Origin of the sequence: Enterobacter sp. RIT637, from assembly GCF_019718755.1 — a bacterium.
Taxonomy (GTDB): domain Bacteria; phylum Pseudomonadota; class Gammaproteobacteria; order Enterobacterales; family Enterobacteriaceae; genus Enterobacter.
The window spans coordinates 1-729 of record NZ_JAIHAZ010000066.1 but is presented as its reverse complement, the minus strand read 5'-3'; the positions used below and the strand labels follow the sequence as shown (position 1 = coordinate 729).

Sequence of the window (729 nt, the reverse complement as noted above, 5' to 3'; positions counted from 1 at the left end):
GGTTGGCAACGTGGCGAAACCGGCTGACAGCTATGACGTCATTATGTCCGATACCCCGGATGCACCAGCGATCGTTAACGTTCTGGACGATGCCGGCACAACCGTTATCAACCTGGCCAACAATGCGTTGACCAAAGACGATACGCCGACCCTGAACGGGACTGCGGACGGTGCTGCGGGCGATACGATCACCATCTACAACGGCAGTCAGGTTGTAGGTAAAACAACGCTGAACAGCGATGGCACCTGGAGCTTCACGCCATCTCCGGCACTGGCTGACGGTAGCTACACCTTTACGGTGACCAATACCAACAGCGCGGGCCAGGAGAGCGATCGCAGCGGTTCGTTCACGGTAACCATTGATTCAACAGCCCCGAATCCGGTTTCCGGCCTGCAGGTGTCTGACGATCAGGGTGCCTGGAAAGGTCAGTTGACCGAGGGCATGACCACGGACGACAACAAACCGACCTTCACCGGTAAAGCGGAGCAGGGCAGCACGGTCACTATCTATGATAATGGCCAGGCGATCGGTTCAGTCACCGTCACCAACCCTGACGGTAGCTGGCAGTTCACCCCGTCCACGCCGCTGGTTGAAGGCGAACACCAGTTCGCGACTCAGGTAACGGATCCGGCGGGTAACAGCAGTGCGATCGTTGACGATATCACCGTTAACGTCTCCACGGGCGCAAGCTATCTGCAGCTGCTGCAAGTGGTGGATGATGTCCAGGA

1 protein-coding gene is annotated in these 729 nt (G+C 57.8%); it reads left to right on the top strand.

Going from position 1 to position 729, the window contains the following annotated elements; all coding sequences use genetic code 11:
- On the top strand, positions 1–729 hold a 729-nt coding region (locus tag K5E19_RS23175; RefSeq protein ID WP_221553278.1), incomplete at both ends, for an Ig-like domain-containing protein.